The 26,196-nt window shown below is 41.8% G+C and carries 31 protein-coding genes and 1 pseudogene; 12 read left to right on the forward strand and 20 right to left on the reverse strand.

All coding sequences use genetic code 11. The features are described from left to right. Positions 1-23 precede the first annotated feature (23 nt). The 5 genes and pseudogenes from M2353_RS14200 to M2353_RS14225 form a co-directional block, all read right to left on the reverse strand. Positions 24-818 (reverse strand): alpha/beta hydrolase family protein, encoded by a 795-nt coding sequence (locus M2353_RS14200; protein WP_017367901.1) that lies wholly within the window; start codon positions 816-818, stop codon positions 24-26. Positions 819-844: 26 nt separating this feature from the next. Continuing rightward, on the reverse strand, positions 845-2,326 hold the full coding sequence (locus M2353_RS14205) for a phytoene desaturase family protein (protein WP_284725612.1): 1,482 nt from the start codon (positions 2,324-2,326) through the stop codon (positions 845-847). Then, entirely contained in the window at positions 2,323-3,450 is a 1,128-nt protein-coding gene (locus M2353_RS14210) for a glycosyltransferase family 2 protein (protein WP_284725613.1), read from the reverse strand. The genes M2353_RS14205 and M2353_RS14210 overlap by 4 nt, the downstream gene beginning before the upstream one ends. Then, a pseudogene (locus M2353_RS20220) lies at positions 3,435-4,181 on the reverse strand (lysophospholipid acyltransferase family protein). Before M2353_RS20220 ends, M2353_RS14210 begins: the two are co-directional and overlap by 16 nt. Beyond that, positions 4,150-4,878, reverse strand: a complete 729-nt coding sequence (locus M2353_RS14225) for a carotenoid biosynthesis protein (RefSeq protein WP_017358367.1) — start codon at positions 4,876-4,878, stop codon at positions 4,150-4,152. Before M2353_RS14225 ends, M2353_RS20220 begins: the two are co-directional and overlap by 32 nt. A gap of 173 nt (positions 4,879-5,051) precedes the next feature. On the opposite strand from M2353_RS14225, the gene M2353_RS14230 reads away from it, so the two are divergent. The 3 genes from M2353_RS14230 to M2353_RS14240 are packed head-to-tail and all read left to right on the forward strand — an operon-like array spanning position 5,052 to position 7,620. After that, complete coding sequence (locus tag M2353_RS14230) at positions 5,052-6,053, forward strand: ABC transporter substrate-binding protein (RefSeq protein ID WP_024719321.1); 1,002 nt, start codon at positions 5,052-5,054, stop codon at positions 6,051-6,053. Between the two features lie 15 nt (positions 6,054-6,068). Further along, on the forward strand, positions 6,069-6,839 hold the full coding sequence (locus M2353_RS14235; RefSeq protein ID WP_284725616.1) for an ABC transporter ATP-binding protein: 771 nt from the start codon (positions 6,069-6,071) through the stop codon (positions 6,837-6,839). Positions 6,840-6,873: 34 nt separating this feature from the next. Beyond that, a complete protein-coding gene (locus tag M2353_RS14240; RefSeq protein WP_370529235.1) occupies positions 6,874-7,620 on the forward strand; it encodes an ABC transporter permease in 747 nt (248 codons plus the stop codon). A 30-nt stretch (positions 7,621-7,650) separates the two neighbouring features. Here the strand turns inward: M2353_RS14240 and ytkD are convergent, their stop codons facing one another. Then, on the reverse strand, positions 7,651-8,127 hold the full coding sequence (gene ytkD / locus M2353_RS14245) for an RNA deprotection pyrophosphohydrolase (RefSeq protein ID WP_039168329.1): 477 nt from the start codon (positions 8,125-8,127) through the stop codon (positions 7,651-7,653). A gap of 246 nt (positions 8,128-8,373) precedes the next feature. Here ytkD and M2353_RS14250 point away from each other — a divergent pair, with 246 nt between their 5' ends. Together M2353_RS14250 and M2353_RS14255 are read left to right on the forward strand one after the other, a co-directional pair. After that, positions 8,374-9,027 (forward strand): TerD family protein, encoded by a 654-nt coding sequence (locus M2353_RS14250; RefSeq protein WP_284725617.1) that lies wholly within the window; start codon positions 8,374-8,376, stop codon positions 9,025-9,027. Between the two features lie 22 nt (positions 9,028-9,049). Further along, a complete protein-coding gene (locus M2353_RS14255) occupies positions 9,050-9,832 on the forward strand; it encodes an AIM24 family protein (protein ID WP_216896102.1) in 783 nt (260 codons plus the stop codon). Between the two features lie 193 nt (positions 9,833-10,025). Here the strand turns inward: M2353_RS14255 and M2353_RS14260 are convergent, their stop codons facing one another. The 4 genes from M2353_RS14260 to M2353_RS14275 form a co-directional block, all read right to left on the reverse strand. Then, positions 10,026-10,334, reverse strand: coding sequence for a hypothetical protein (locus M2353_RS14260; protein WP_017358369.1), 309 nt, complete (start codon positions 10,332-10,334; stop codon positions 10,026-10,028). Between the two features lie 43 nt (positions 10,335-10,377). After that, positions 10,378-10,782: a phage holin family protein gene (locus tag M2353_RS14265; RefSeq protein ID WP_008342944.1), complete on the reverse strand. Its 405-nt coding sequence runs from the start codon at positions 10,780-10,782 to the stop codon at positions 10,378-10,380. Positions 10,783-10,939: 157 nt separating this feature from the next. Then, the gene (locus M2353_RS14270) at positions 10,940-11,131 is read right to left on the reverse strand and encodes a hypothetical protein (RefSeq protein WP_008342942.1); all 192 of its coding nucleotides are present in this window, start codon (positions 11,129-11,131) and stop codon (positions 10,940-10,942) included. Positions 11,132-11,255: 124 nt separating this feature from the next. Further along, positions 11,256-11,693 carry a Dps family protein gene (locus M2353_RS14275; RefSeq protein ID WP_007501934.1) on the reverse strand — a complete coding sequence of 146 codons (438 nt, stop codon included), beginning with the start codon at positions 11,691-11,693 and terminating at the stop codon, positions 11,256-11,258. 131 nt (positions 11,694-11,824) lie between these two features. Here M2353_RS14275 and ytzI point away from each other — a divergent pair, with 131 nt between their 5' ends. Further along, entirely contained in the window at positions 11,825-11,971 is a 147-nt protein-coding gene (gene ytzI / locus M2353_RS14280; RefSeq protein ID WP_017358370.1) for a YtzI protein, read from the forward strand. A gap of 8 nt (positions 11,972-11,979) precedes the next feature. Here ytzI and M2353_RS14285 read toward each other — a convergent pair whose 3' ends face one another. Both M2353_RS14285 and M2353_RS14290 read right to left on the reverse strand, forming a co-directional pair. Then, positions 11,980-12,417, reverse strand: coding sequence for a FixH family protein (locus tag M2353_RS14285; RefSeq protein ID WP_008342936.1), 438 nt, complete (start codon positions 12,415-12,417; stop codon positions 11,980-11,982). Between the two features lie 123 nt (positions 12,418-12,540). Next, on the reverse strand, positions 12,541-13,014 hold the full coding sequence (locus M2353_RS14290; RefSeq protein ID WP_008342935.1) for an S-ribosylhomocysteine lyase: 474 nt from the start codon (positions 13,012-13,014) through the stop codon (positions 12,541-12,543). A gap of 128 nt (positions 13,015-13,142) precedes the next feature. Between M2353_RS14290 and yidD the strand changes: the two genes are divergently transcribed. Further along, entirely contained in the window at positions 13,143-13,367 is a 225-nt protein-coding gene (yidD, locus tag M2353_RS14295) for a membrane protein insertion efficiency factor YidD (RefSeq protein ID WP_008342933.1), read from the forward strand. Between the two features lies 1 nt (position 13,368). Here yidD and M2353_RS14300 read toward each other — a convergent pair whose 3' ends face one another. Beyond that, the gene (locus M2353_RS14300; protein ID WP_284725618.1) at positions 13,369-13,935 is read right to left on the reverse strand and encodes a beta-class carbonic anhydrase; all 567 of its coding nucleotides are present in this window, start codon (positions 13,933-13,935) and stop codon (positions 13,369-13,371) included. 213 nt (positions 13,936-14,148) lie between these two features. On the opposite strand from M2353_RS14300, the gene M2353_RS14305 reads away from it, so the two are divergent. Beyond that, positions 14,149-15,141, forward strand: coding sequence for a metal ABC transporter solute-binding protein, Zn/Mn family (locus M2353_RS14305; RefSeq protein WP_024719324.1), 993 nt, complete (start codon positions 14,149-14,151; stop codon positions 15,139-15,141). 77 nt (positions 15,142-15,218) lie between these two features. On the opposite strand, the gene M2353_RS14310 is transcribed toward M2353_RS14305, so the two are convergent. Beyond that, the gene (locus M2353_RS14310) at positions 15,219-15,461 is read right to left on the reverse strand and encodes a type B 50S ribosomal protein L31 (protein WP_017358374.1); all 243 of its coding nucleotides are present in this window, start codon (positions 15,459-15,461) and stop codon (positions 15,219-15,221) included. A gap of 175 nt (positions 15,462-15,636) precedes the next feature. Here M2353_RS14310 and M2353_RS14315 point away from each other — a divergent pair, with 175 nt between their 5' ends. The 4 genes from M2353_RS14315 (at position 15,637) to M2353_RS14330 (ending at position 18,481) form a co-directional block, all read left to right on the forward strand. Further along, a complete protein-coding gene (locus tag M2353_RS14315) occupies positions 15,637-16,968 on the forward strand; it encodes a cytochrome ubiquinol oxidase subunit I (protein WP_017358375.1) in 1,332 nt (443 codons plus the stop codon). Positions 16,969-16,990: 22 nt separating this feature from the next. After that, on the forward strand, positions 16,991-18,037 hold the full coding sequence (locus M2353_RS14320) for a cytochrome d ubiquinol oxidase subunit II (protein WP_169476099.1): 1,047 nt from the start codon (positions 16,991-16,993) through the stop codon (positions 18,035-18,037). Positions 18,038-18,105: 68 nt separating this feature from the next. After that, positions 18,106-18,264, forward strand: coding sequence for a DUF1540 domain-containing protein (locus M2353_RS14325; protein WP_008360682.1), 159 nt, complete (start codon positions 18,106-18,108; stop codon positions 18,262-18,264). A 25-nt stretch (positions 18,265-18,289) separates the two neighbouring features. Next, entirely contained in the window at positions 18,290-18,481 is a 192-nt protein-coding gene (locus tag M2353_RS14330) for a hypothetical protein (RefSeq protein WP_017358376.1), read from the forward strand. Between the two features lie 106 nt (positions 18,482-18,587). On the opposite strand, the gene menC is transcribed toward M2353_RS14330, so the two are convergent. From menC to M2353_RS14360, 6 genes are all read right to left on the reverse strand, one after another. After that, the gene (gene menC / locus M2353_RS14335) at positions 18,588-19,712 is read right to left on the reverse strand and encodes an o-succinylbenzoate synthase (RefSeq protein WP_008342917.1); all 1,125 of its coding nucleotides are present in this window, start codon (positions 19,710-19,712) and stop codon (positions 18,588-18,590) included. Beyond that, entirely contained in the window at positions 19,699-21,159 is a 1,461-nt protein-coding gene (locus tag M2353_RS14340) for an o-succinylbenzoate--CoA ligase (protein WP_268418602.1), read from the reverse strand. The genes menC and M2353_RS14340 overlap by 14 nt, the downstream gene beginning before the upstream one ends. A gap of 70 nt (positions 21,160-21,229) precedes the next feature. Next, positions 21,230-22,048, reverse strand: a complete 819-nt coding sequence (gene menB / locus M2353_RS14345) for a 1,4-dihydroxy-2-naphthoyl-CoA synthase (protein ID WP_008342913.1) — start codon at positions 22,046-22,048, stop codon at positions 21,230-21,232. A gap of 14 nt (positions 22,049-22,062) precedes the next feature. Continuing rightward, positions 22,063-22,893 (reverse strand): 2-succinyl-6-hydroxy-2,4-cyclohexadiene-1-carboxylate synthase, encoded by an 831-nt coding sequence (gene menH, locus M2353_RS14350; RefSeq protein ID WP_284725619.1) that lies wholly within the window; start codon positions 22,891-22,893, stop codon positions 22,063-22,065. After that, positions 22,878-24,620, reverse strand: a complete 1,743-nt coding sequence (menD, locus tag M2353_RS14355) for a 2-succinyl-5-enolpyruvyl-6-hydroxy-3-cyclohexene-1-carboxylic-acid synthase (protein ID WP_284725620.1) — start codon at positions 24,618-24,620, stop codon at positions 22,878-22,880. Before menD ends, menH begins: the two co-directional genes overlap by 16 nt. After that, positions 24,613-26,031: an isochorismate synthase gene (locus M2353_RS14360; protein ID WP_017358381.1), complete on the reverse strand. Its 1,419-nt coding sequence runs from the start codon at positions 26,029-26,031 to the stop codon at positions 24,613-24,615. Before M2353_RS14360 ends, menD begins: the two co-directional genes overlap by 8 nt. Positions 26,032-26,196 lie beyond the last annotated feature (165 nt).

Raw genomic sequence — 26,196 nt, forward strand, 5'->3', positions numbered from 1 at the left:
CTTTCTATATTTCTTTCTACCGTTTATTTTACCACATTTCCGCCTTTTCGGCTGTGCATCCATGTCGTCAACCGTCTGACAATCTCCCGGTTATGCTGTGGCGGGAAATAATGATGATATCCGTGAAAATACCATGTTTCCACAGATTTGCCATGCTGACGCAGTGCATCTTCTAATAAATACGCATGCTCAATGGATACATTCTCATCCAGCTCCCCATGAATGATTAAGACAGGTGCTTCAATTTGGTGCACATGATTCAAAGGCGTTCTAGCCTCATATGCTTCTGGTACCTTATGAGGAGGACCTCCTATCACACGCTTCATCATTCTTCTCATATCCACACGTTCTTCATAGGTGAGCTTCATATCACTTACGCCTCCCCATGTCACAAAGGAAGCGGCCTCATGCTTCATTTCAACAGCGGTCCATATGCCCATAATTCCGCCGCGGGAAAAACCAAAGATATGAATGCGCTCCTGCTTCACCTTTTGATGATGTTTCAACAGCTGAAATGCAGCAAATGCATCTTTCCGATCTTCTCCGGCAAAATCCTCGTTCCCTTCGCCTCCTTGATTCCCTCGGTAGAAGGGCGCAAAGACGACAAACCCTTGCGCAGCAAATTGCACAATTCGGCCAGGTCTAACCATTCCCACATTTTTAATGCCGCCCCGTAAATATAAAAAACCGTCATAGAGACCTTCTCCGGCCGGTTCAGCGAGCAGCCCCTTCATCCGAAGTCCATCGGCCTCATATGTCACTGTATATAAGTGAATATGCGGATGTGGCGACGGGAACCTTCTCTTTTCCACAATCACTTGAATTCTCTCCTTTTCATTCGGTGTTACGTCAAATGCTTGATAATGGCCTCTGCGACGAGCTGTCCTGATTTTGTCACCATCGGAGTGCCGCCGCCTGGATGACTTGTGCCGCCAACAAACCAAAGTCCTTCAATATCCTTTGATTGATTATTGATGCGAAAAAATGCCTGCTTGAACGAGTTTGACGACATGCCATAAATGGCCCCATGATACGCTCCCGTTTTTTGCTGTAAATCAAGCGGGGTTTGTACCGCTTCAAATTCTACAAGCTGGTCAAGATCAAAGAGACCCTTTTCCTTTAGTTTTGTTTTCATATGCTGGCCATATGTCTCCTTTAGCATGTCCCAATTTTGCTCTTTTGTCACATATGGCGCATTGGCCAATACAAACAAGTTACTTCTTCCTGGTCCTCCGCTTAAAGCTGGCTCTGAATGACCTGAATAACAGATGTAAAGCGTCGGATCATGAGGAAGCTGTTTTTTCTGAAAAATATCCTTGAATTCTTGTTCATAATTCTCTGGAAAAAACACGTTGTGATGAGACAGTTGTTCATAGACTTTAGGGACGCCCAACAAAAGAACAAAACCTGATAACGATGGCTCAATGTTTGCCAGTTTTTGATTTCCAAAGCTCGGGCGGTCTTCTTCATCAATTAATTGGCGATAAACAGTCAGTGCATCTGCCCCCGCAATGACTTGATCTGCTTCATATAACTGCTGATCCGTTTCAACTCCTTGGATTCGCTTATTGTTTACATGAATCTTTTTGACTGATTCATTGAGATGAATTTGGACACCCAATTCCTTTGCCAATGTCTCAAATGCCTCAACTAAACGATACGTACCGCCCTTAATACCATAAATGCCTTTTTCTCCTTCTAAATAAGCCATCATATTAAAAATAGCAGGTGCCTCGTATGGAGAAGAGCCAATGTAAGTCGCATACCGGCCAAACATCGCCAATGTATGAGGATGACGAAAATATTGACGCAGCAAGCGCTGAACAGATGTAAAAGGTTTGACAGCAAGAAGGGCTTTCATTAGCTTGACATCCGCTTTATCCTTCCAGGTCAATAATAAACGATTTAAAAACTGATCCTCTGCCATTTGAAAAAGCTTCTTCGATTCCTGTAAAAATGCCCGGTATTGCTTTGCATCCTCTGGACTAAAAACTGCAATTTGTGATTCCATTTGCTCAATATCTGGCGTAAACTCGACCGTATGTCCATCTGAAAAAACGTTTTTAGTAAGGGGGAAAATCGGATAAAACGTCACATAATCCTCCATTCGTCTATGACAGGAGGTAAATACTTCCTCAAAATACGCCTTCATTGTAATGGTACTCGGTCCTAAATCAAAAGAGTAGCCAGACGCTTGATGGCGTTGTAATTTCCCGCCTAAAGAAGCTTCTTTTTCTAAAATGGTGACCTGGAAACCACGTGACTGTAAGCGAATCGCAGCCGATAACCCGCCAAGTCCGCCGCCAATAATGATCACTTTTTTCATTCGTACCTTCTTCCTTTCCATTCATAGCCTTCTTTTTTCAGCCCAATTTTCATAGAAGCAAAACCAATGGCAATCAGGCTCATGATACTGACAGGCAATAAAAAGGCCATCGTAGACGTTCTTCCATTTTCGATATCAATGATCGCTTTAATGGATACACCCAGCCCGTAGCAAAGAAGGGCTAAACAGAGATTGACCACATCAAAATGAATCAGTGCGATCATAAAGCAAATAACAGGAACTACATAAAGGACGGAGTATAAACAAAAGACACTGCTTAACAAAGCAATGTTTCGATTCACTCCCGGGAACAAATTTTTCCGATATCCTTCCCATACTTCCTGTCCACTCTCATACATTCTCATGTAGACAAAAGAATGAATACTTGCCAGTGTGAACGGAAAGCCCTTCTCTTTCACTCGTTTAGCCAAAGCCATATCATCCACAAGAGAATCCTTGATCGCTTCATGACCACCTATTTCGTGATAACAGTTCTTTTCAATGGCAATAAAGCCGCCATGTGCTGCAGCAAAAGCGGGATGTTGAGATGTTCTGACCCACTTCACTGGCAGATGACAGCCAATCGTAAACATCATCATAGGAACGACAAGATGCTCAAAAGGCGTTCCCGTTTTTTGCTCTGGGAAACCTGAAAGCATGCCCGTTTTTTGTATGCATAACTGCTTGTACACCGCTTCAATAGCTCCTTGTTTTAAGCGGACATCTGCATCTAAAAATAACAGCCAATCAGAAGATGCTGCCTCAGCAAGCTGGGAACAAGCATATGATTTTCCAAGCCAGCCGCGCTTCAATACTTGACCTGACTGAACGCGAATCCATGGATATGTCTCTGCGAAGCCCTCTGCAATCATTCTCGTCTGATCTGTCGAGTGATCATCCAGCACGATCAACTCTTTCGGATGGAGACGCTGATCAACAATCGACTGAAGGCAGGCTTCCAGCCGTTTTTCTTCATTTCTCGCTGGAATGAGGATCGATAATGAAATGCGTTCATCAGGTGAAAGAGATGCCGGCTTGAGTACAGGAAATTGCTTCATATTCCAAATCGTAAACATCAATTGGCAGAGCAGCAAAACACTGATGACAATTAAGAAGATCGCCATGTTTTCACCCACTTTTTAAAGGAATCAAACGCATCACTAGTTGACCGGCTTGTCCTTGTCACCTGCCTAAAATGTTCGTTTGTTGAAAAATCTGGATCAGCAATAACCTGTGCTTGATGTGCGTTTAACTGTGTTTCAAGCAGGTCTCCGAGTAAACTTGTTACTTCCTTACTCCGAAGTGATCGGCCAGCTACTAGGACATCTTCTCCAAATTCAACCGATACCGTCGGTTTTTGAAATTGATTAAATGTATAATGCAGCGTCACAGGTTTGATGACGACCTGCTCAAATTGCCTGACTAAAAAAGAAGCTCCGCCTTCCAGTTCAAGCGGCCTTATGTCTTGGTGCATAATTTTCCCCTACGGGAAGAGCCACACAGCCCCGCCAGCCTCCATCTTCTCCTTTGCGGTCATTAATGCCTGCTTGACACTTTTCAGCTTCTCTTTATGAACTGGAAATGCACCAAGTTTTTGAAAAAAAGCATATTGCTTCAACTGCTTCTCTTCCATCATCATGGCATGATCCAGCTCAGACATTTGTTCTATTAAAAGAAAAATGATCAGTCCATCCCACCATGAACTGTGATTAGCAAGATAAAGAACAGGATGCTTCTCCTTTGGGTCAACCGTACCTTTCATCATGACACAGCGAAAATGTTTGTTCAGTAAATATCGTTCAAGATAAAAATAAAAGAGTCGTCTAAACGATCGGTTTTTGTCGCTTTCTTTCAAATCGAACCCTTCCTTCACACAAGATGACAATGATCAGTGCTAAATAAAAAATGACATCCAGCCCGCCCTTTAATGCTAAAAGACCAAAGAAGAACACCATGGCCTGATAAATACGCCCATTCCAGCGCAATGCCTGCTGATCAATTGATACGAGCGGGAACAGAAATGAAAGTCCTGCTCCAATGATACCCCAGCTGACAAAATTCTCAAAAGGGATACCAAAGAAACCTCCGCCGTCATACCACACCCAAAACTTTCGTTCAGCCGCTACCGGATCTAATATGAGATCAAGCAGTACAATCCATATACCCGTTTCGACGGCTCGTTTCCACTTCGATTGTTGTCTTGATAAAAAAAGACTATTTAAAAACACACCAACCCATGCAAAAGCGATCGTCAAAGGCACTCCCGCCACAAGAAATCCAAGCGTCGGATAATAATCATAGGCCCCAAATGGAAAATCAGTTGTGATCCCCACCCATTCAACTGTAAACGTCAACACACCCACAATGGCTGCTCTTACGATTACAAAGCTCCATGCCCCGTAAATATTTCGGCCAATCTCAATGACGCAGCAGGCGTAAAGCACAAGAAAGATACCATTCGCAAACTGAAGCCATGCCGGCACTTCAAAAAAGACCATTAAAATAAGACCTACTACATACCAACCAACAAATACCCAACTCAATCTATACACGAAACCGCTCCTTTATTTCTGCCAAATTCAAGAAAGCATTCATGCTTCTAGTATAGAAAAAAAGACACGTTCTATAAATAAACAATGCGCTTCTTATTTCATCTAGGCACTCACCAAAAATCCCTTTTGACATACTTTAATTAGTGATCTAGAACAAAGGAGGCGAATTACTCTTGAATCGTTCCATTAAAGTCAGACTGGCATTCATATTCGTTGTCCTGCTCTTTATTCCATTTGTCGCCTGTAAAAAAGACCAAGAGCAGACCGTACAAGTAGCCGAGGTGACCCATTCGGTCTTTTATGCACCGCTTTATGTCGCCCTATCCGAAGGATTTTTCAAAGATGAAGGCTTAGAGGTTGAATTAAAAACCACTTGGGGCGGCGATAAAACAATGACAGCTCTCTTATCCGGCGGCGCTGATATCGCTCTGACCGGATCTGAATCTTCTATTTATGTGGAAGCACAAGACACGAAAGACTCTGTCATGAACTTTGCACAGCTGACACAAACAGACGGTACATTTCTTGTTTCAAGGGAAAAAATCAATCAATTTTCTTGGGATCAATTGAAAGGAAAAGACTTTCTCGGACAACGGAAAGGCGGCATGCCGCAAATGGTCGGTGAATATGTCCTGAAAAAAGAAGGCATTGATTTGAAACAAGATCTTCGCATGATTCAAAATATTGATTTTGCCAACATTTCAGGTGCTTTTTCCTCTGGAACTGGCGATTTTGTACAGTTATTCGAACCGACAGCTTCCTTAATTGAAAAAGAAGGCAAAGGGTACATTACCGCCTCCTTTGGTGAGGCTTCCGGCAAGGTGCCTTATACCACCTTTATGGCAAAGAAGAGTTACTTAGAAGAAAACAAAGAGACGGCTGAAGCCTTTACCCGTGCCATTTACAAAGCGCAAAAATGGGTCAAAGCAAAGAGCCCAGAGGAGATTGCCAAGACAATCCAATCTCAATTTCCTGATACAGACCTTGATGTCTTATCAACAGCTATCAAACGCTACAAACAGCAGAACTCCTATGCAACAGATCCCCTTCTAAATGAAGAGGAATGGAACAAATTACAGGAAATCATGAAGGCAAGTGGTGAACTGCCGGAATTTATCCCGTACAAACAACTTGTCGATTCATCCATTGCCAAGAAGGTCACAGATCACAAATAGAACAGGAGGTAGCACATGTCTTTCCTTCAAATTGACCATGTGACCCACACGTACTTCTCTTTAAAAGAAAAAACAACGGCCATACAGCACATCAATATGGAGATCACCCAAGGTGAATTCATCTCATTTATTGGTCCTAGCGGCTGCGGGAAAACAACCTTGCTTTCCATCATCGCAGGCATTACGCCACCCTCTGAAGGTCGAATTTTAATCGAAGGAAAAGAACCGAATCAACAGGAGCATCAAATCGGTTATATGCTCCAGCAAGATTATTTGTTCCCATGGAAAACGATCAAGGAAAATGTCATTCTCGGGTTAAAAATTGCAAAACAAGATTCACATGAAGCCACCTCAGCTGCCCTTAGCTTACTGCCAAAGCTTGGACTCAATGATGTCGAAGAAAAATACCCGAAGGAGCTGTCAGGCGGGATGAGGCAGCGTGCGGCTCTCGCCCGAACGCTTGCAGTTGATCCCGGCCTGCTTCTGCTAGATGAGCCATTTTCAGCACTAGATTACCAGACGAAACTGACATTAGAAGACCTCGTCTTTCACACATTAAAAAACTACCAAAAAACGGCTATTCTTGTCACGCATGACATCGGTGAAGCCATTGCGATGAGTGATCGCATTTTCTTATTCTCAAAGCATCCCGGCTCTATCCAGCGAATGTTTACCGTCCCCGATGATCTGAGGACGCTCTCTCCTTTTGAAGCGAGACAGACAGCAAGTTTCCAAGAGCTCTTTCAAACGATTTGGAAGGAGCTGAAGACAGTTGAAACACAGTGATCTTTTACATGAAGCCTATCGAAAAAAAGTTCGAATGGAAAAACGCATGACTCGAGTCTACCAGTTGATCATTTTCGCCAGTTTCTTTTCACTTTGGGAGCTTGCGAGCCATTTCAGACTGATTGACCCGCTCATTTTCAGTTCACCATCTGCCGTCTGCCAATTGTTTGTACAAAAATTATCAGATGGTTCATTAATTAATCATATGAGCATTACGCTATTTGAAACAGTGCTCGGCTTTCTACTTGGTACTTTTTGCGGCATTTTATTAGCCGCCGCCTTATGGTGGTCCACCCGTCTTGCAAATGTACTTGATCCTTATTTGGTTATTTTAAATGCGATGCCGAAAGTCGCTCTCGCCCCCATTTTAATTGTTGCCCTTGGACCAGGCATGATCAGCATTGTCGCGATGGGTGCCATTATCAGTGTGATCATTACCACCATCGTCATTTATACAGCCTTTCAAGAAGTCGATGAGAATTATTTAAAAGTCATGAAAACCTTTGGCGCGAAAAAAAGAACGGTCTTCCGTGAGGTCATTTTACCAGCAAGTATTCCAACAATGATCTCTGCCATTAAGGTCAATGTTGGTCTTTCTTGGGTTGGGGTCATTGTGGGAGAATTCCTTGTTTCCTCAAAAGGACTCGGCTATATGATCATCTATGGCTTTCAAGTCTTCAACTTTACACTCGTGTTCTTAAGTCTTTTCATTATCGCCGTCTTCGCCACCATCATGTATCAGCTTGTTGAATGGCTGGAACGCCGTTTTCTGCAAAAATAAAAAGCGCAGGGTCATTTCCCTACGCTTTTTTTAACGAATCAAACCGTTCTTTTCTAAATAAGCCATACTTTGCCTCAAGACATCATCTTTCATAATAAAACTGAAATTTTTATTTTTTGCGATGGATCTTGGTAAGTCTGCGAAAAGAACGGGTCCTTTCGTTTCAAAATACGTGTCCTGCTTGACGAGCCTTTCAATATCAGCGAAATAAATATTTTTGACAATGACTTTCTCTCTGCCAAGCACCTGATATTGACCAATATACGTTAATTCACGAACAACAGCACCCGTCTCTTCGTGAATCTCTCGTATAGCGGCTTGATCTGCTTCTTCATTTGGCTCTACTTTCCCTCCTGGAAACTCGTAGCCTCGATCCTCATGTTCTGTAAGTAGCCATTTTCCTTGATAGCGGCAAATAGCCCAAACATGCTTAGGATGACTTGAAAAAGGCTGCTCTTCAAAAGAGAGCTTGACCGTATTATGATAATAGTCTTTAAATACATGCATGTGAAATCCCTCATATCCTGTCCTTGCTTCTTGTAAAACATCATACCACAGATCACATTTCTCTGAAGAATTTTTATGAAAAGTGAAACAAACGAGTGCTTCTATCTCGTCTGTATGTAAAATAAGTATTCTTGCTAAAACCTTTTTATCATCTCCATCCTCACCCCATTTTAATCATGAAACCTTTTGCCCATGATGACGTAAATCAATAAGTGTTTGTCCTACACAGACGAGGAGGAAACCAGCATGAGCATCACAAATGGATCAAAACAAGAAAATAACAAAGCATGGCCAATGAGGCAACATGAGAAAGAAGACGCTTCTCTTGAGGCAGTGAAGAAACACCTCATGAAAGGACAAAAGTTAGATTTAACAAAAGACAATCCAAATGTAGATCAAATTCATATCGGACTTGGCTGGGACTTATCTGGTCAGCCAATTGATTTAGATACGCAAGTGTTTCTCTTAAATGAAGAGGACAAGCTTCTGTCTCCAAAACACCTGATCTATTATCATCAGCAGCAAAGCTTAGATGGAGCTGTTCGCCATCTAGGTGATCATCAGGTCGGCGGAGGCCATCGGGACAATGAGATCATTATTATGCAGCTGAGCAGAGTCTCACCCGATATTCAGAAAATCGTCGTAACAGCCACGATACATGATGCACACGAGCGGGCACACCATTTTGGACAGGTGACCAATGCCTACTTGCGCCTTTCAGATCAAATCACACAACAGGAGATTTGTACCTTTCAATTAACAGAGGATTATTCATTTTGTACATCCATCATTTGTGCTGAACTAACGAGAGTTGAGAACGAATGGAAAATCACCGCTACCGGACAAGGTACGACCCTTGATTTAAACAACCTATGCCGCATCTACGGATTCACATCTTGACAAAGGAAAGGAGCTGGCACAAATGGGATTTCATTTCAACACGATCGAAGAACTGACCTTACAAGCAGAAGGCACCGGGGTCTTTTTTGCCAAAAAAGGCGCTATGATTGCCGATCAAGGTACATTTCAATACCGTAAACGATTACTTGGGACGAATAAAGGGAATATGGTCAGCCAAGTATTTAATCATATTAGCAGAAAATTAACAGGTGAAAACCTTGAGATGATGGAAGTGAGTGGACAAGGCACTTGCTACTTGGCTGATTCTAGCGAGCATGTGACCGTCATCAATCTTGAGCCGAACGGTCCTTGGCAACATGTTAGCGTGGAAAGTGAAGATTTACTTGCCTTTACCGAAGAATGTCACTATGGCGTGACACCAGTAGGCGTTGGGATTTTATCACAGAAAGGGCTATTTACTTCAAAGCTCTCGTATCAAGGTCACGGGGCGCAGGTTGCCATCAAAACAAATGGAAACCCGCTGATTTTAAAAGCACCTTGCCGTGTAGATCCTGACGCCATTGTCGCTTGGACGGGCAAAGCACCGAAAGTCAAATTAGATGTGAACTGGAAAACGTTCATTGGACAAACATCAGGCGAATCCTACTTGTTTGAATTTCATGAACAGGACCAAATTGTGATTATCCAGCCATCTGAACGAACATCTGGAATGCGGGTCGGGATAGATGATAACCGGTACAAACCCCAGAGTCAGAGTACCTCACACGAAATCACCAACTCACAGCAGGAAAATAGAGGCGGAATCAGTGATCTAATCGGCGGTATCTTACAGCCTCGAAAATAAAAGCATGTAGAATGTCTCTACATACTTTCAGATCGTTGACAAAAGGCTAAAATGAACTTTCTTTTAGCCTTTTGTCTTCTTTTCAGCGTGATAGAAAACCTTTGCAGTCTAGGAAAAACGAGTACTGGCGCGGAGCGAATTTGACATTCATGAGCACCTGATAAAGAATGCGAGGGTTTGTCTACATGCTTTTTCAATTCATCAGTCCATTGGTCTCAATAAAGTTCTTTGTCTCTTCGTTACCGAGATCATGAATCATCGAGTAAATTTCTTTTCTTTTCCTATCCATTTCGTCGTTTGGACTATCATAATGATATTCAAGAAATGGAACATGCGCCCGAAAGAAACCTTTCCAATCTGTCATATACTGTTCATCAAAATACTCTCTTAACTGCAAGATTTGGTCATCATCTGCTTCTATCTGAAATTGCCAAGCAGCCGCGTCTCTGTGCTGTGAGATTGATCCGTCTTGAACGGATACATAGTATGTGTGTGTCGCCATCTTATTCATCCTTTTTCCTTTAGTATGACCAGATATGAAGAAATTACGGCTTTTTGCGCAATTTATTTTTAATCATGTCTAACACATCAATAAACAACTGTGGAATGGGAATTCCGAGAGCTCTGGCTGTTGAGACAATCTGGTACGATTCATAAATAATATAAAAGATGAGCGCTAAATCCTTAATTGTCCCCCCAGTCTTCAGCATGACATCGAAGAAATGTGCCATGGATATTAAAGAGATCGTCACAACCTTTCGAACAAGCCTGGTCAAAAAACGCTTCATCGTAAGTTGTCCAGTCACAGATTCTCTTAGGCTTGAACAAATTAATTCTATAGCCATGAGTGTCACTAATATCATGAGTAAATATCCTGCTCCACCAAACAGAAAGCCCATTGCCGACAAACTGACTGTAAACAACGAAAAGATGCCTAAATCCTTGCTCACTTGGCATCAACATCCTTTCATAGTGGAACTTCTTACCTCAATAGTATATGCCGCATTTGATGAATAGCTTGGACGACAAAAAATAAAGGCATGGTCAGCTGTTCAAAAAATTCGTGAAGCGCATAAAAAGAGCCGCCTGTGACGGCGGCTTTCTTGGTTAAACTCTGACATCAATAAACGTAGCGTCTGAATCTTTGGGCTGAACAGCTTGAGGCTGCTGCTGCACTTGATCGAGCATCACCATGGCTTGAGCTGTGTTCGTGGCAAGCTGTGAATTCAATAAACTGATATTAAGTGTTTTTTGAATACTCGCCACTTGCTGGCTCATCATTCCTGCAATTGAGGACATCTTCTCCCCTCCCTTCCCTTTTCTCTTCGGCTGAAAGCCCCATCAATTCAATGGGCTGTCTGTCACAAATCCACAAAAAAAGAATGCCGATCTGTTTGATGATCGACATTCCTTTCACATTCGCTTATCCTAAGTATGCTTTTAGCATCCAGTTGTGTTTTTCAATGGATTGATGAATCGCAAGCAGCATATCGCCTGTTGTTTCATCGCCAACTTCTGCAGCCAGCTCCATGCCTCGCTTAAGTTCTTCTGCAATATTAGAGAAATCATCATACAGATTTTTCACCATTTGCTCGGCTGATTCATTGCCTTCCGCTTCTTGAATGCTAGAAATTTCTAAGCACTCTTTCATTGTCGCAACAGGTTGTCCATTTAATGCGAGCATACGCTCAGCCAAATCATCGATATAAGTGGCTGTTTCTGTATATAATTCTTCGAATTTTTCATGGAGTGTAAAGAAATCTTTTCCCTTTACATACCAGTGATAGTTATGTAATTTTACGTAAAGCACAGTCCAATCTGCTACTTGTTTATTGACGACGTTTAATAATTTTTCAGACATGTTGATTCCTCCTTATGTAGTTGCGTTTAGTATGGGATTACCCTTTTTTTATTATACTGAAACCTGCCATCATTTTCTTCTATTTTGACCGCATGAAATATATGTTAATATGGAAATAAGGAGGGAGTTAGATGCTGTTACTTGGGATTATCAGCTTTATCATTATCTCAATCGTTGTCTTTTTATCACTGTGGACGACATCAAAGGCTTATGATTACAAGCATAAAGTCGATTCACCACAGGATGCTGAACCAAACCAACGTCCTAACCCAAAATAAAACCGCTTTCAATGATGTGAGGTATCTTCTTCTTCAGTAGATGAACTCTCTTTTTTCACATCACCTACATGGATGTTTGTCTTCGGCATATTATGCTGCTGTTTAGCTGTCACATGGACTTGTATGATATAAAGGCCATCTTGTTTGAAAGCTGTATGCAATTCATATACACCTTTCTCCTTTTTCTTTGGCTGAATCATCTTGCTGTTATCCTTGTCGCCATCTTTCCACACTTCAAATTCAACATCATCTGCATCATCAACAGGCGTATCACCATATGTGACAGCTGCTTTTACGATAACGTTTTCATTTTTCTCCACTTGCTCCGGCCCTGTTAGTTTGACTTCTAATAGCTCAGGCACTTCTCCCTTGTCATTGCTCGCTGCCGAGTTTCCACATGCACTAAGTAATGCGAGCATCAAAATGATTCCTACCATTTTCCGCATTCGTGTATCCCCCTTTTTTTACTGACATGTCCATTTTAACAAATATCCCCTATTTTAACAGCTCTCGTTTCATTTCATATAAAAAACCGGACATTCAATATGTCCGGTTCATCATCTTACTGATTATCCAAATACTTTTAATAGCTCTTCTTGATCCTGAGACAGCCAGAAACGCATTAAACGTTTTGCTCCTTCAAGATCATGAAGCTTCGCTTGACCGCACTGCTCTTCATTTGCAGCAGGAATTTCTGTTACTTCCACTGCATCTTTGAATGTTGCATCAAGCAGTTCAACGATCTCTCTTGGTGTCGGTGCACCGCTGACAACTAAATAGTAGCCAGTCTGGCAGCCCATCGGAGAAATATCAATGATATCAAAATGATCGTATTTCTCTGAGTGTGTTCTAATATTAAACGCAAGTAAATGCTCTAATGTATGAATCGTATCAGGTTTCATTGCCTGCTTGTTTGGCTGACAAAAACGGATATCAAATTTGTTCACTTCCCCATCTGATCCCACTTTATGAACGCCGCAATGACGAACGTAAGGTGCTTTTACAGCATTATGGTCAAGTTCAAAGCTTTCGACTGAAGGCATTAATCACCACTCCTATAATTGCAATTTCCTATATTATAACATATTGTTCCGACCAGTTTAGTTTATAAAACTTCCCTTCCTTGTCCTTTTTTCTTATACTGTGAAAAGACAGACAAGGAGGAACCTCTATGAAACAAATTTTTATCGGCATCATTCGCTTTTATCAAAAATGCATTTCCCCTCTAACACCACCGAGCTGCAGGTTTTACCCCACTTGCTCAAACTACGGGCTAGAGGCGATCAAAACGCATGGCGCTTTAAAAGGCGGCTGGCTCACGATTAAACGAATTTTAAAATGTCACCCGCTGCATCCTGGAGGCATGGATCCGGTCCCGCCTAAAAAGGAAAAATAACTTACTTTTCTTCATAACCATTGACAACTAAGTCAAGCTTACCTGTTCCAGGATCAATGACAAGACCATGTACAGGCACATCAGATGGAAGAAGCGGATGATTTTTAACGACAGATACACTGTCTTTCACACTTTCTTCAACTGAGCTAAAGCTTTTGAGCCACTGTTGAAAATCGATTCCTGAGTATTCCAGTACTTCAATCCGTTTTTCTGGAATACCACGCTCAATGGCTTTATTTAAGAGTGTTTTGCTGTCTATTTTACTCATACCACAATCGTGATGCCCAATGACGTACACCTCGTCAGCATTCAATTCATAAACAGCCACTAAAATGCTTCGCATAATACTTCCAAATGGGTGAGAAACAAGAGCGCCAGCACTTTTGACAATTTTAATATCGCCATTTTTCATGTTCATGGCGCGTGGAAGCAGTTCAACAAGTCTTGTATCCATACATGATAGAATGACAGCTTTTTTCTGTGGAAACTTCGTTGTTGTAAACTCTTCATATCGCTTCTCTTCAATAAATTGTTGGTTATATTCGATGATTTCGTCTAAAAGTTTCATAAGTTTGTCCATTCCTTTTTCTTTTTTTAAAAATAAATATAGCACAATGTTTTAAATTTCGTCACGTTTTGACGTCTATTTTTTTAGAGGAAACATCTTCTGATGAAAATTTTTTATTTTCCTCTTTTCAAATCGTAATTATTACGATACAATAACTCAGGACATTAAATCGTAATCATTTCTATCTAATAGGTTGAGAGGAGACATTCTTAGATGAAAAAAATCTTTTTTATTTTAACAGCTGCTTTATTAGCGGTCGGTCTTGCCGCTTGCTCAAGCAGTGCGGGGACAAATGCTTCAAAAGGAAAAGCAGATGGGAAATTAACCATTTACACGACGATCTTCCCTATTCAAGATTTCACTGAAAAAATTGGCGGCTCTCACGTGAACGCTCAAAGTGTGTACCCTGCCAATGCAGATGCACACAGCTTTGAACCAAGTTCAAAAACGATGGTTGAAATGGCTGAAGGAGATGCCTTTATTTACAGCGGAACAGGTGCTGAAGCATTTGCTGATAAAACGGCTTCTACGTTAAAAGACCAAGGCGTGAAAACAGTGAAAGCAGCCGAAGGCATCAAGCTATTATCAACACAAGAAGAACATGCTCATGAAGAAGGTGAGGACCATGATCACGATCATGAAGGTGAAGATCATGACCATGATGGACACGACCACGGAGATAAAGATCCCCATGCATGGCTAGACCCTGTTTATGCACAGCAAATGGCAAAAAATATTAAAGACACACTCGTTTCACTAGATCCAGATCATAAAGACGAATACACAAAAAACTATGAATCACTAAAAAAAGAATTACAATCGTTAGATCAGGAATTCAAAACAACGTTATCTAAAGCAGAACATAAAGAAATTCTTGTTTCTCACGCTGCATACGGCTACTGGGAAAAACGCTATGGCATTGAGCAAATCAGTGTACTAGGACTCTCTGCTTCTGAAGAGCCTTCCCAAAAACAGCTTGAAAATATCGTACAACAGGCAGAAAAGCATCACATCAAGTATGTCATTTTTGAAAATAACGTCAGCAGTAAAGTATCAGATACGATTCGCAGTGAAATTGGGGCAAAAAGCCTTACACTGAAAAATCTAGAATCCATTACAGAAGATGATGCTAAAAATGGCGAAAGCTATGTCAGCTTAATGAAACAAAATTTAAACACATTAAAAACAGCTTTAAATGTTGAATGAATTCATGAACCCCGTGCGATCAGCCGGGGTTTTTTACTGCACAAAAAAACACACCATGATCAGGTGTGTTTCTTTGTTTACATTTGATATTTTTTCTTAAACTGCTCCGCTCTGCCGCCTTTTTCTCCGAATTTCTGGCGTCCTGTATAAAATGGATGCGTATCAGAGCTTGTCTCTACTTTAATGACAGGATAAGTCTTCCCATCTTCCCACTCTACGGTCTCATGTGATGTCTTTGTTGATCTACTTAAGAAGCGGTAACCGCTGTTTACGTCCATAAATACAACTTCATGTGAGGTTGGATGAATATCTCTTTTCAATGTCAAAACTCCCTTCATCATTAAAACGTAATGATTACGTTTTATAGTTATATTCTACTCCCCCTTTTACAACTTGTCAAAAAACAAGCTTTCTTAGTCAGGAAGAATAATCTAAAAATGGTGGAGAATAATAAACACCATCAAAAGAGATGCGATAAGAAAGGCGGAGAAAAAATTGACTGATCTCGTTTTAGCTAGAAGTCTGTTCGGCACAACAATGGGCTTCCATATTATTTATGCCTCGCTTGGCGTAGGCATCCCGCTAATGATTTTGTTAGCTGAACTCATCTTTCAAAAAACGAAGGACCCGCATTATGCCATCATGGCCAAACGATGGACAAAAGCGCAGGCTGTTCTGTTAGGTGTTGCCATTCCAACCGGTACCATTGCTGGTACGCAGCTTGCCCTTCTATGGCCTGGTTTTATGGAGGTCATCGGAAAAGTCATGTCACTGCCATTTCAAATAGAAATTTATGCTTTCTTTATTGAAGCATTATTTATGTCTATTTATGTGTACGCAGCAGATCGTTTATCACCAGCCATGCGCATCATTACCGTTATTTTCGTTGTCATTGGTGCAGCAGCTTCAGCGATTCTCATTACAAACGTACATGCTTTTGAAGGAACACCCGCTGGCTTTCAAATGGTCAATGGAGAAATAACGAATATCGAACCTTGGAAGGCATTTTTCAATCCTAGTTTTGTTGTAACTGCTACTCACGTCGTACTGTCTGCTTTTACAACAGGCGCTTTTGTCATTGCTTCTGTCGCTGCATTTAAAATGTTGAAAACAAGAAAAAACGAAAAGCTCTATACCTTTCATCGAAAAGCCCTTTTTCTTGGACTGATTGTTGGTGGACTTTTCTCTTTTCTCACAGCCTTAAACGGTCACGAATCAGCTCAGCTTCTGTATGAATATCAGCCTGAAAAATTAGCGGGTGCTGAAGGTTTATTTGAAACGCAATCACATGCGCCTCTGGCCATTGGCGGTTTTACTGATGCCAATACGCAAGAAATCAAAGGAGCTATCGAAATCCCTTGGGCACTTAGTTTTCTTGCAGGAAATAGCTTTGATACTGTGGTTAAAGGGTTAAATGATTTTCCTAGGGACGAGTGGCCGCCTTTATTTATTCACACATTATTTAACGGAATGGTCATTATCGGCTCATTGCTCATTTTCTTTGCTGTGTTAGCACTGTTTTACCGCAAAATTTTAAAACGCGATCATTATCCAAAATGGCTGCTTGTCCTTTATTTATTTGGCGGGCCTCTTAGTCTTTTGGCGATTGAATTTGGCTGGATCTTTGCCTGTACAGGCCGTCAGCCATGGGTGATTTATCGAATGCTCAAAACCTCTGAAGTCGTCACATCATCAGGATCTATCGGTACACTTTTCATCCTTTTTGCCATTGTCTATCTCATTTTAGGCATCGCAACTGTGATTGTACTGACGTACTACTTTAGAAAACATTCAATTGAAGAAGACTTACGGTTAACAGAATCTTAAAAAGGGAGCGATCTTGATGCAAATGGATGTAACAACTGATGCACTCATTGCAATCACCATCTTATGGGGATTCGTGTTTATCTATGCAGTGATGGCATCAATGGATTTCGGTGCAGGATTTTGGTCAATGATTTACATGAACAAAGAGCAGACAAAGGCCGCAAATATCGCAAATAAGTATCTTTCTCCAACTTGGGAAGTAACAAACGTCTTCATTGTGGCCATCGTCGTTGCCTTGTTTAGCCTGTTTCCAGGTGCAACATTTGTGCTAGGCACTGTTCTATTAATACCCGGCAGCATTATTTTGTTGCTTCTTGCACTGCGAAGCGGATTTCTCGTCTTCTCTCATTCACTACCTAAAAAATATAGAAAAGCCGTGACATATATTTCAGGAATTAGCGGCTTTATTATTCCGTCCATCCTCATCATGGTTCTCCCCATTACACATGGTGGATTCATCTTTCAGGAGAATAATGTCTACTCATTAGATTTAGGATTGGTCTTTACAAGCGCAAATGTCTATTCTTTCGTAGGTTTTGCGATTTTCAGTACCCTTTTCCTCTCATCTTTGCTTTTAGCTGATTTTTCTAATGTTGCAAACGAAGATGAGGCTTATAACATTTATAGAAGAGGAGCACTGATTACAGGTCCGCTTTCTCTCATGATGGCTTTCTTTATCATGCTCACACTGAGAAGTGAGGCCAATTGGCTGTTCACAAAAATGATGCAGAACATCCCGATCCTGCTTGTTTCTCTGCTCATGTTTTTGCTTGCAGGTTTGGCTCTATTTTTACCAAACAGCCGCTTTAAACATCGGAAAGGGAGACCACGTTTAGCGGTTATCGCCATTACAATTCAATATTTCTTAGCAAGCTATGTGTATGGACATGCGCATTTGCCCTATATGGCCTATCCTGATATTACCATCATGTCTGGGTTTACAGATCCCGTCACATTTAGGGCATTATTTATTACGTATATTGTAGGGTTTATCATCCTCTTCCCTGGGTTCTACTTCTTCTGGAAATTGTTTATGAAAGATAAGCGTTATATTCGTCAGGAAGATTAACATGAATGAACGCCCCTTACTTCGGTTACATTATAGATGAAAGACATACTCAAAAGGAGGTCATCTGTATGAGTCAAAAAATCCTTTGTGAAGTAAACAACTGTTCCTACTGGAATGCTGGAAATCGTTGTGGTGCAGATGCAATTTATGTCGTCAGCCATACAGGAAATACGGCTGAGAAAAGTGAAGAAACTGACTGTAAAACGTTTAAACCTCAAGACCTTTAAGTCTCATTAAAGGAGGCGCTTCGCTTTGAAAAACGATCGGCTTGCTCAAACGTTTCTTGAAGAAATTCAGGACGCGGACGAGGCTGCATTTTATCAAGCAGCTCACTCCTTTTTAAATCTTTGGGATTATGAATACGGACATGTTTCCGACATGCCCAATGACATGCATCAGTATATTGGCCAGCTTGCTTACGACAGCGGGCTTGTAGAAGAGTAAGAAAGAGCGGATAACCGCTCTTTCTTTTTGTTCAGACAGGAAGGAAAAACTTTCCTCAACTATACAGTGGTTCTATTGATTGGTGCAAATGGCGATTCATTCGTTTTCATTTCACAAAATCATGTTTTGTAAACACATCAATTTTATCTGAGAAAGAACGAAGCGCTTGATAATCAACTTCTACACCCATACCTGGAGAACGCGGTACTTCAATAAACCCATTTTCAACTTTAATTTCAGGAAAAATGATATCCTGCTCCCAATATTTCGACGATGCTGAAATATCCCCAGGAATCGTAAATTGCGGAAGTGATGCAAGTGCCACGTTTTGTGCGCGAGAAATGCCTGTTTCAATCATTCCACCGCACCATAACGGAATCTGCTGCTCCTTGCAGAACGCATGAATTTTAAGTGCTTCAGTCAGCCCTCCAACTCGTGAAGGCTTCACATTAATAATCTGACAGCTTCCAAGTTCTACAGCTTTTCTCGCATCATCTAAAGAACAAATACTTTCATCCAAACAGATTGGTGTTTTTAAATGCTTTTGCAAATGCCGATGATCGACAATGTCATCTGCAGCTAAAGGCTGTTCAATCATTAATAAACGAATATCGTCGAGCTGCTTCAGTTTGCTAATATCCTTTAATTCATAAGCAGAGTTTGCATCCGCCATTAACGGGAGGTGAGGGAAAGACTCCCTTATCTTTTGTAGAAGTCCAATATCTTGTCCCGGCTTAATCTTCACTTTCACACGCTGATAGCCTTGATCAACAAACTGCTCGATTTGCTGAATCATATCATCTATTGGTCCTAACCCCGCAACGACACCAGATGGAATTCTATCTCTAGTACCGCCTAAGACGTCACGTAAGGACTTATTTTCTCGCTTCGCATAAATATCCCACACAGCTGCCTCAATTCCCGCTTTGGCCATTCTATTGCCTTTAAAATGGTACAAGCTGTCTGGTATGTCCGAAGGATGTGTAAAAGATCGGGTCAGCACGTTCGGGATAAAGAAAGCCCTGAGCATGTGATAGCAGGTCTCGATGGTTTCTTCTGTATACCACGGAGAAGAGAAGGCAGATACCTCTCCCCATCCAGTTAATCCTGTTTGATCTTTGACCTCGACAATAATAAACTCACGCTCTGAAATGGTCCCAAGGCTCGTTGTAAATGGCTGTTTGAGTTTCATCGTGACATGATATAAGATCACACGTTCAATTTGAATCATCTAAAAACCCCTTTGATTTGAGTCTGTGCCTCTGCAATTTATTCGACGCATTCCTTGGCAGCTCATCCACAAAGTGAAAAGCGGCGGGCCATTTATACTTGGCTAATTGCGACTGACATAAAGCATAGAGCTCATTCTCCGGAATCTGCTCATCTGTCACAAGGAAGGCAGCAGGTACCTCTCCCCATTTTTTATCATACATACCCGTCACTCCAGCTTCCTTTACATTTGGATGTGTTAAAAGAACTGCTTCAATTTCTGCTGGATAAATATTTTCTCCGCCAGAAATAATTAAGTCTGACCGCCGATCAAGCACAAATAAGAATCCGTCCTCATCTACATAGCCAATATCACCCGTTTTCAGCCAGCCCTGCTCAAATGCAGCAGCTGTTGCCTCTTGACGATGAAGGTAGCCTTTCATGACATTTGCACCTTTTACCATGATTTCACCATGCTCAAAAGGACGACACGGACGGTCCTCATCTTGAATCTTTAATTCACACCCAAAAAGGGGTTTTCCCGCTGATCCAAGCTTTTCCACACTAAATTCTGGCGCAAGTGTCACAATTTGCGAGCAGGTCTCCGTCATACCGTACGATTGAAACACAGGAAATCCTTTCTCCTTACTCTCTTGAAGCATCGCATAAGGTGCAGGGCCTCCGCCTAACAGCAGGCAGCGCAAAGAAGACGGACATTCTTCAAGTCCACTTAATAAACGGGACAGCATGGTTTGAACAACTGACAACATCGTCACTCGATGCTGTTCAATAGCATTCTTGACTTCATCGACATCAAACTTTTGATGAAGCACGACAGTCATACCGTATATGACAGATTTAAATATAGCGGATAAACCGCTTATATGAAAAAGAGGCAAGGCAATGAGCCAGCGGTCGTCCTCCCTGATCCCTAAATTCAATGCCGAGGAAACAGCACTATGAAAATGATTGCCAAACGTTTGCTCCACCCCTTTAGGGCGTCCTGTCGTTCCAGATGTATACATAATCGTCGCCGTCTCATTTAAATCAATATCATGTACGACCTTCTTTTCCATATCATGATCTGCATCAGGTAAAGTCTCTATTGTATAAACAGGTAAATCACCATGATGCTCATTTGCATATGCAGGCTCTGTTAATAAAGCCATGACTTTCGCATCTTCCAACTGAAAACGTCTCTCTGCTTTTGTTAACTTATTGTTCAATAACACAATCTTGAAGCCTAATAAAAAACAAGCGTGAACAAGCATGACCATATGAGGATGGTTGTTCATTAAAATCGCAACCGTATCCCCTTTTTTAAAAGAGACACGTGTCAGTCGATTCGCAAGTTGGTCTACATCATTCGCTAAATCACGAAATGTCCACTCTTTGTCTTGATAAATGAGTGCGACCCGGTCTGGCGTTAAATACGCACGGTGCAGCAGCCAATTGGGTTGCTTCATCATGACACCTCCTTTTCATAAAAGAAAACAGCTCAGTCTGATGCACTAAGCTGTTTTCATCAATATCATTGAATCAAGGGAAACGAGGGAACTGACCGAAGTCTGGCTTCCGTTTTTCCTTAAAGGAATCGCGTCCTTCTTTTGCTTCATCTGTTGTGTAATAAAGAAGGGTCGCATCTCCTGCAAATTGCTGAATACCAGCTAATCCATCTGTGTCAGCATTAAATGCAGCTTTCAAGAATCGTAAAGCGGTCGGGCTCTTTTCTAGCATGTCCTCACACCACTTCACTGTTTCTTCTTCCAGCTGCTCTAATGGTACAACTGTGTTGACAAGTCCCATATCAAGCGCTTCTTGTGCATTGTATTGACGACATAAGTACCAGATCTCTCTTGCTTTCTTATGGCCCACAATACGTGCAAGATAGCCAGATCCATAACCAGCATCAAAGCTGCCCACTTTTGGTCCTGTTTGTCCAAAAATCGCATTGTCTGCTGCAATGGTAAGGTCACACACGACATGAAGCACATGCCCGCCGCCAATCGCATAGCCCGCAACCATCGCAATAACTGGTTTTGGAATGACACGAATTAAACGCTGTAAGTCTAGGACGTTTAGACGCGGAATTTGATCGTCTCCTACATAGCCGCCATGACCGCGTACTTTTTGGTCTCCACCTGAACAGAATGCTTTTCCTCCAGCACCTGCAAGGACAATGACACCAACATCTGAATTGTCGCGAGCACGTGAGAATGCATCAATTAATTCACTTACAGTCTTTGGCGTAAATGCATTATGTACATGCGGACGGTTAATGGTGATTTTTGCAATCCCATTATATGTTTCATATAAAATTTCGTCATACTGACGCTCAGTTTGCCATTCAATAGCCATCAATATTTCCTCCTCTAATCTTGCGATAAAATAAACTCACTTACTATTTTACCAAAAAAATGTGGTTGTTCCACATGAACTGTATGCCCAGCATGCTCTGCTACTGTGAATTGACTGTATTCAAGCGCCTGCTGCATACGTTTGGCGATGTGACAGAACTTTTTATCAAGTGTTCCGCAAATGAGTAAAACAGGCTGTTTTATCTGCTTTAATGCTTCCCACATAGACGGCTGTGAGCCCGTTCCTATACCTTCTAAGCTGCGAGCCAGCCCGTTAGGATCGGCTTTTAGCCTTCCCTCTCTCAGTTGCGTTAGCCTGTCCGCTGGCAAGGATTTCTGCGAAGCAAACAGCGGAATGTTCTCCCAAAAATCCACAAACTGCGCTAATCCTTCATGTCTGATCTTTTGAGCTAGCTGATGATCATGATTCAGCCTCGCCATCCGCTCTTTAAAAGAGTTCAGCCCTGGAGATGTACTCTCAAGAATCAACTTGTTTACACGTTCTGGATAACGGGAGGCAAATGATAAAGCAATACGCCCTCCCATAGAATATCCGAGAATATTCACTTTGTGAAGCTTTAATTGATCTAAAATCTCAACAAGATCTGCCAGCTGCTGGGACATTGCATATCTTCTTATACTCTTTGGTGAGTCTGTGCGGCCATGTCCAAGCAAGCTGACCTGAATCAATCTTGTATGTTTTTCTGTATAAGTATTCAAAAAAGCCCAAGAAGCTGCACTCCCTGTAAAGCCATGTAAACATAACGTGGCATTTTCAGCAGATGGGTTATGGTCTATCACCTCATACGCCACACCATCGTGCATTCGTATTATGAGTGAAGGCATTCTTTTTTCACTTCCCTCAATATCTCGTCCATCATTTGGCGATGTTTGCCCACGCGAGAATGCCGGTCAGTTTCAATCTCAATTAAATGAAGCCCTGGTTCTTGGATATGCGCCAAGTACACATCTTTTAACTCTTCTTTCGTTGTCGGCTTCGAATAGGTTCCCCCATATAGCTTTGATGCATACTCAAAATTCAACCCAGTCGGCGTACCAAAGAGCTTTTCATAATACGGTTCATCGGATGCCTGCGGAAGGAAAGAAAAGATTCCTCCTCCATCATTGTTTAACAACACAACCGTGAGCGGAATGTCCATTAGCTTAGCTGCAAGAAGACCGTTCATATCATGGTAAAAAGACAAATCGCCGATGACTAAAGTGATGGGTTGTTTCAAGGCTGCATATGTTCCAAGAGCTGTGGACACAACACCATCAATGCCATTTGCTCCGCGATTCGCCATCATCCGAAACGGTTTTGACTGCGTTTCAAAAAAGGTATCGACATCTCGAATAGGCATACTATTTCCGATAAAGAGCACACTCTCTTTTGGCAAAAGGTGCTGCAGCTGACGATACACATTTCCCTCAAATGTCAGGTCCTCATCATTGTATTGATTTACATGCATTCTAAAAGAAGAATTGACACTCTGCCAGCGTCGTAAATTAGATGTATCCTGACGCTTTTCCGCTCTAATCAAGACTTCTTCTACAAAAGAGGCTGCATGACTTTCAATCATGTATGATGCGCTTAAACCAGGATCTCGATAACCACCCGCAGCATCGACGACAATCTGCTTCACTTCCGCATGCTTTTCCAGCCACTTAAATAAAGGCTTAGACACAGGCATCGGTCCAAAACGAATGACCATTTCAGGCAAGAGATGCTGCTGCAATGCCTCATCTTTTAACAAAGAATCGTACGCATCTATGATGTATTCTTCACTTTCATGTCCATTTCGCAAAAGAGAAAGCGGGTCAGCTAAAATTGGCAGATGCAAAGCTTTTGCAAGACGTAACACTGACGCCTGCTCTTCCGCCGAGTGAAGTTCACCAGCAACAATGATTCCTTTTGCCGCTTTGTTCATGATAGACACTAATTCTGACATAACCCGATCATCCGGACGAGCTTGACCTGCTGCTAAAACTTTGTTCGCAGCTCCTTCTTCTCTATCAAAAGGATCGATAGACAAGTCAGGTAGCAATGGTTCTCTCAGCGGCACATTCACCTGAACTGGTCCCTTTGGCTCCTGCGTTGACACATGACTTGCCCTAGCAGCAGCAGTTTGGACATACCGCAGCATCGTTTGGCTTTCTTCTGGCAAGGCTAAGTCTGTGAACCATTTAACAAACTTACCGAATAAGAATTGCTGATCAATCGCTTGAGGTGCCCCAACCTCCCTCAATTCGTGCGGCCGATCAGCAGTTAAAACAATCAGTGGTACCCGGGAATAATGTGCCTCGACAACAGCTGGGTAAAAGTTAGCTGCTGCCGTACCTGATGTACAAATGAGTAGCACTGGTGTTTGGCTCGCTTTCGCAAGACCCAGTGCATAAAAAGCAGCAGACCGTTCATCCACTAACACATGGACATTGATTTCTTGATGAGCAAGAGCGAGCATCGCAAGCGGTGTTGAACGGGAGCCAGGACAAACAACTGCCTCCTTCACACCACTTTGCACAAATTCATCCATTAATCTGCCAATATATCTTGTCATGATTTGATTATTCAATAGGACGACCTCCAAGAGCAGACAGCATTGGTCTTAATTTCACTTGCGTTTCTTCATACTCTTGTTTTGCAAGGGAATCCTCTACAATTCCACATCCAGCAAACAAACGAACTTGGTCTTCCTCAATAAGACCTGATCGAATGGCGACAGCAAATTCTCCATTGTCCTTAGAATCAATCCATCCCACTGGCGCCGCATACCAACCGCGTTTCAACGGTTCGATTTCACGAATCACCTCTACCGCTTTTTCCTTAGGATATCCTCCAAGCGCTGGTGTTGGATGAAGCTGTTCAATTAATGAAAAGAGTGAACAGCTGCTTTTGATTTCTCCCACAATGGGTGTAAATAAATGCTGAATGTTTTTCGTTTTATAAAGACTTGGTTGATTTGGCTTATGCACATGATGGCAGTTTGCTTCAAATGCCTGCTCAATCATATTCACGACAATTTGATGTTCAATCAAATTTTTCTCATCATGAAGCAGTTCCTCACCTAGTGCCTGATCTTCTACTTCATCTTGACCACGTACAATAGAACCTGCCAAACAAGATGAAAAGACTTCACCACCGCTTTTTTTCACTAAACGTTCAGGAGTCGCCCCGACAAACGCTTGTCTTCCCTGCTCTATAGCAAATACATAACTCGTTGTTTGATGTTTTAGTAATTCTGCTAATAGTGGAGCGAGTTCAATTTGATTTTTATAGTGAAGCAAGACTTCTCTTGCTAAAACAACCTTTTCATATTCGTTCACACGAATGTGTTCTGTCGCTTCATGGATTGCTTTCATCCATTCCTGGACATCTAACTCTTCCATATGAACAAGCTCAGCTTGTCCATGATTTCTGACAGGCAATGCATCAAAATTAGAAGCTTTCTGTTCTAACTCTTGAATGAGCTGATGAACATTCCCGTCCACCTCGTTCCATTCATTGATCGTTAGAAACGTGCCTTCTTTTGAAACAGTCAGCATCATCGATGGCACAAAAAAATGAGCCTCGCCAAATGCTTCCCAGTGACGCGCCTTCTCTTCATATGGATCAAATGAAAATCCTCCAAATAAAAGCGGACCAACTGCCGCTTGCTTTAACTCCTTCTCATCATGAAAATGGAACATATGCTGTTTCAGCTGCTCCCATTCTTGATGGACGATATTGAATCGTTCTTTGCCTTGCTCTGATGATTTAATCACGGCCGCTCTGCCAAGTCCAGAAAATATCATTTGGCTTTCTGGATCAGACCAAAAAAACCGCTCGCCTAAAAAATCCGCTTCGCCGCTTTGGAAAAAGGCAAGAGGATCCAGATCGTCAACTCTTCTGGAGTAGCTTATCAAAACAGCATGGTTGACGTTATTCGCTTCTTCTAATGTCGCAAGCGCTTCCTGCCGGAAAGTACTTTGCACTGTTGTCACCATGATACATTCCTCCAAAATCCATGAAATAACATATAAAAATAAAACCATCATGTAAAAAAATACATGAACATTCGAGTATGTCGAATGACCTGCTTTTCTATTATAAACCTTAACAGATGAACTTAGTAAAGAAAACAGCTTTTAAAACCTCGAATCCTTATTATA

It is taken from the genome of Bacillus aerius (assembly GCF_029894105.1).
GTDB lineage: Bacteria > Bacillota > Bacilli > Bacillales > Bacillaceae > Bacillus > Bacillus altitudinis.